The following is a 3,879-nucleotide window of genomic DNA, read 5'->3' as shown; positions in this document are numbered from 1 at the left end:
GCGCATGGAGTGGATCGAGTACATGCGCCATGTCTCGGACTGGGAAGTCGCGAGCTACCTCGAATTCTTCTGAACCTCACGCGAAGGGAAACGACATGTGTGGAATCGTGGGTTTGCTGGTCAAGACACCAGCCTTGCGCGAGCAGCTCGGCAGCCTGATGGTGCCGATGCTCATCGGCATGACAGAGCGCGGGCCGGAATCGGCCGGACTGGCCGTTTTCGGCGCGCCGACCAAGGACGCAGAGCGCAAGATCAGCCTGTACTCCGGCCTGACCGAAGAAGGCGCCGACTTCAACTGGGCCGGCCTCGTGCACGAGCTGCGCGAGCACCTCGACATGGCCGTCGAGGCGCATGCCCGCGGCAACCACGCGGTGCTGACCGTGCAGGCGGCGCCCGAGGCGGTGAAGCGCCATCTGCGCGAGAAGCACCCCAAGCTGCACATCCTCTCGACCGGCCGCAGCATCGACCTCTACAAGGACGTCGGCACGCCGGCCCAGGTGGCAGAGCGCTACGGCTTCGAGGATCTGGTCGGCTCGCACCTGGTCGGCCACACGCGCATGGCCACCGAGTCGGCGATCACCCCCGACCGCGCCCACCCCTTCACCGCGGGCGAGGACTTCTGCCTGGTGCACAACGGGTCGCTCTCCAACCCCAACGGCATCCGCCGCAAGCTCGAGCCGCACGGCATCCACTTCGACACCGACAACGACACCGAGGCGGCCTGCCGTTTCCTCGAGTGGCGCATGCGCGAAGGCGACGGGCTGGAGGCGGCGCTGCAAAAGGGCTTCGAGGAGCTCGACGGCTTCTACACCTTCCTGATGGGCACGCCGGACAAGCTGGCACTGATCCGCGACCCCTTCGCCTGCAAGCCGGCCATCGTGGCCGAGAGCGACGACTACGTGGCCATTGCCTCCGAGTTCCGCTCGCTTGCCCACCTGCCCGACATCAAGAACGCCAAGGTGTTCGAGCCCGCGCCCGAGGAGATGTACGTATGGAACGCCTGATCGCCCCGCTCGAGTTCGACCTCGCCGCGACCTCGCTGCGGGAGATGAACCAGTTCCTGCACCAGGAGCTGCTGACTGACGACAGCCGCAAGGTCACGGTGCTCAACCCCGACGGCGCGCACAACATCGCCGTGGGCCTGAACCAGCCGGTGCAAGTCGAGGTGCAGGGCCACGCCGGCTACTACGCCGCCGGCATGAACAAGCACGCCACCGTGCTGATCCACGGCAGCGCCGGCACGGGGGTTGGCGAGAACATGATGAGCGGCACCGTGCACGTGAAGGGCTTCGCCAGCAACGGCGCGGGCGCCTCGGCGCACGGCGGTTTGTTGGTGATTGAAGGCGACGCCGGGCTGCGCTGCGGCATCTCGCTCAAGGGTGGCGACATCGTCGTCGTCGGCAGTGTCGGCAGCTTCTCGGGCTTCATGGCCCAAGCGGGGCGGATGGTGATCTGCGGCGATGCCGGCGACGCGCTCGGTGATTCGCTCTACGAGGCGGTGATCTACGTCAAGGGCACCGTCAAGTCGCTCGGCGCCGATGCGCAGTACGAGCCGATGACGCCGCAGGACATCGACGCGCTCGGCGGCCTGCTGCAGCGCGCCGGCCTGGACCACGACCCGGCAGGCTTCAGGCGCATCGCCTCGGCTCGCTCGCTCTATCACTGGAACGCCGATGCAAACCAGGAATACTGAGAACCCCATGGACATCAAACCCATCGACATAAAGCGCCTGTCGCTCGAAGAGTCAGCCGGCTTCAACCGCGAAACCATCGACTACATCCAGCGAGCGGCCGCCCACGGTCTCTACGAAATTCGCGGCCTGGGGGCCAAGCGCCATCTGCCCAGCTTCGACGACCTGGTGTTCCTGGCCGGCTCGCTGTCGCGCTACCCGCTCGAGGGCTACCGTGAAAAGTGCAGCACCACGACGCTGCTCGGCACGCGTTTCGCCAAGAAGCCGATTGAGCTGGCCATGCCGATCACCATCGCCGGCATGAGTTTCGGCGCGCTGTCAGCCAACGTGAAGGAAGCGCTCGGCCGTGCCGCCACCGAACTCGGCACGACGACGACGACCGGCGACGGCGGCATGACATCGGAGGAACGCAATGCGTCGAAGACGCTGGTCTACCAGTGCCTGCCTTCGCGCTACGGCTTCAATCCTGACGACCTGCGCCGCGCCGACGCCATCGAGGTCGTGATCGGCCAAGGTGCCAAGCCGGGCGGTGGCGGCATGCTGCTGGGCCAGAAGGTCAACCCGCGCGTTGCCCAGATGCGCACGCTGCCGGCGGGTATCGACCAGCGTTCGGCCTGCCGCCACCCCGACTGGACCGGACCCGACGACCTGGCCATCAAGATCAAGGAGCTGCGCGAGCTCACCGACTGGGAGAAACCGATCTACGTGAAGATCGGCGCCACGCGCGTGTTCAACGACGTCAAACTGGCGGTGCACGCCGGCGCCGACGTGGTGGTGGTCGATGGCATGCAGGGCGGGACCGCCGCCACGCAGACCTGTTTCATCGAGCATGTCGGCATCCCCACCCTGGCCGCGGTGCGCCAGGCTGTCGAAGCGCTCGAAGAGATGAACATGAAGGGCCAGGTGCAGCTCATCGTCTCCGGCGGCATCAGGAGCGGCGCCGACGTGGCCAAGGCCTTGGCCATGGGCGCCGACGCGGTAGCCATCGGCCAGGGCATCCTGATCGCTCTCGGCTGCAACTCCGAGACCTACATCCAGAACGGCGAGCATGTCTCGGCACTCGGCGACTACGACGCCCTGGGCACCGCAGCCGGACATTGCCACCACTGCCACACCGGCAAGTGCCCGGTCGGCGTAACCACCCAGGACAGCGTGCTCGAGCAGCGCTTGCAGCCCGATGTGGGCGCAAGGCGCGTCAAGAACTACCTCAAGACCCTGAACATGGAGCTCACCACCATCGCGCGCGCCTGCGGCAAGCAGAACGTGCACCACCTCGAGCGTGAGGATCTGGTGGCGCTGACCCTGGAGGCCGCAGCGATGGCGCGCGTGCCGTTGGCGGGGACCGACTGGATCCCGGGGCACCGAGGCGGCATGTGATCGACCTGCAGACTTTCTGACCGATGCGCGATCGCCAGCGGGACCCGTCATGTCGCCTTGGTTGACGCTGGGACTGGCAATCGTCTGCGAGGTCGCCGGCACGAGCTTTCTCAAACTCTCCGACGGCTTCACTCGGCTCGGGCCGTCGGTGGTGGTCGTGGTGGCCTACGTCAGCGCCTTCTATTTTCTCTCGCTGGCGCTGCGCAGCGTGCCGGTGGCCGTGGCTTATGCCGTTTGGTCGGGCGCCGGCATCGCGCTCATTGCCGCTATCGGCTGGTTACTGCTGGATCAGCGCCTGAACACAGCCTCGCTGATCGGCATCTCGATGATCGTCGGAGGGGTCGCAGTCCTGAACCTGTTTTCGAGCTCGAATTGATCGTGTTGCAACGCCGGCGCGCAGCCAGTCGGCGTGTCGGGCGGGTGTCGAATGGAACCCCAAGGTTTATAGGATGGCACGCGTCACCTTCCCCGACACGACATGCCACCTACTTGGCCTGCAGCGTCAACGCGACCAGGTATTCGGCGATGTCGAGCGTGCCGTCGTTGTCCGCATTCGCCGTCTTGAACACCTTGTCGCTCTTGATGCCGGCCACCTTGGCCTCTTTCATGTCGAGCGTGCCGTCGTTGTCTGGATTCGCTTTCTTGAACTGGTAGGCGATGGCGGCGGCGAACTCCTTTTTGTCAAGCGTGCCGTCCTTGTCGGGATTGGCCTCCTTGAAGGCTTCGTCCGTGATGCCGAACTTCTTGGCTTCCTTCATGTCCACGGTGCCGTCCTTGTCGGGGTTGGCGACCAGGAAGGCGGAATCGACTT

At 65.7% G+C, this 3,879-nt stretch carries 5 protein-coding genes; 4 read left to right on the top strand and 1 reads right to left on the bottom strand.

Annotation, left to right across the window (positions count from 1 at the left end; translation table 11 throughout):
- The first annotated feature begins 95 nt into the window (after positions 1-95).
- Genes H0W38_RS18425 through H0W38_RS18410 form a run of 4 tightly spaced genes read left to right on the top strand, consistent with a single transcriptional unit; the run spans position 96 to position 3,444 of the window.
- Positions 96-1,004 (top strand): glutamine amidotransferase family protein, encoded by a 909-nt coding sequence (locus H0W38_RS18425; protein ID WP_292456807.1) that lies wholly within the window; start codon positions 96-98, stop codon positions 1,002-1,004.
- Positions 1,004-1,693, top strand: a complete 690-nt coding sequence (locus H0W38_RS18420; protein ID WP_292456808.1) for a protein glxC — start codon at positions 1,004-1,006, stop codon at positions 1,691-1,693. Before H0W38_RS18425 ends, H0W38_RS18420 begins: the two co-directional genes overlap by 1 nt.
- A gap of 7 nt (positions 1,694-1,700) precedes the next feature.
- Positions 1,701-3,068, top strand: coding sequence for an FMN-binding glutamate synthase family protein (locus tag H0W38_RS18415; RefSeq protein WP_292456803.1), 1,368 nt, complete (start codon positions 1,701-1,703; stop codon positions 3,066-3,068).
- Between the two features lie 49 nt (positions 3,069-3,117).
- Positions 3,118-3,444 carry a multidrug efflux SMR transporter gene (locus tag H0W38_RS18410; protein ID WP_292456801.1) on the top strand — a complete coding sequence of 109 codons (327 nt, stop codon included), beginning with the start codon at positions 3,118-3,120 and terminating at the stop codon, positions 3,442-3,444.
- A 109-nt stretch (positions 3,445-3,553) separates the two neighbouring features.
- On the opposite strand, the gene H0W38_RS18405 is transcribed toward H0W38_RS18410, so the two are convergent.
- A partial coding sequence (locus H0W38_RS18405) for an EF-hand domain-containing protein (RefSeq protein ID WP_292456800.1) occupies positions 3,554-3,879 on the bottom strand: 326 nt, incomplete at its 5' end.

The sequence above is a fragment of the Methylibium sp. genome (genome assembly GCF_013817365.1).
Classification (GTDB): Bacteria; Pseudomonadota; Gammaproteobacteria; order Burkholderiales; family Burkholderiaceae_C; genus Methylibium.
This window is presented reverse-complemented; position numbering and strand designations above follow the sequence as displayed.

What these genes read in the sequence shown, in the direction of transcription:
- H0W38_RS18415 (WP_292456803.1), top strand. Translation starts at nt 1,701, where the DNA reads ATGGACATCAAACCCATCGACATAAAGCGCCTGTCGCTCGAAGAGTCA.
- H0W38_RS18425 (WP_292456807.1), top strand. Translation starts at nt 96, where the DNA reads ATGTGTGGAATCGTGGGTTTGCTGGTCAAGACACCAGCCTTGCGCGAG.
- H0W38_RS18410 (WP_292456801.1), top strand. Translation starts at nt 3,118, where the DNA reads ATGTCGCCTTGGTTGACGCTGGGACTGGCAATCGTCTGCGAGGTCGCC.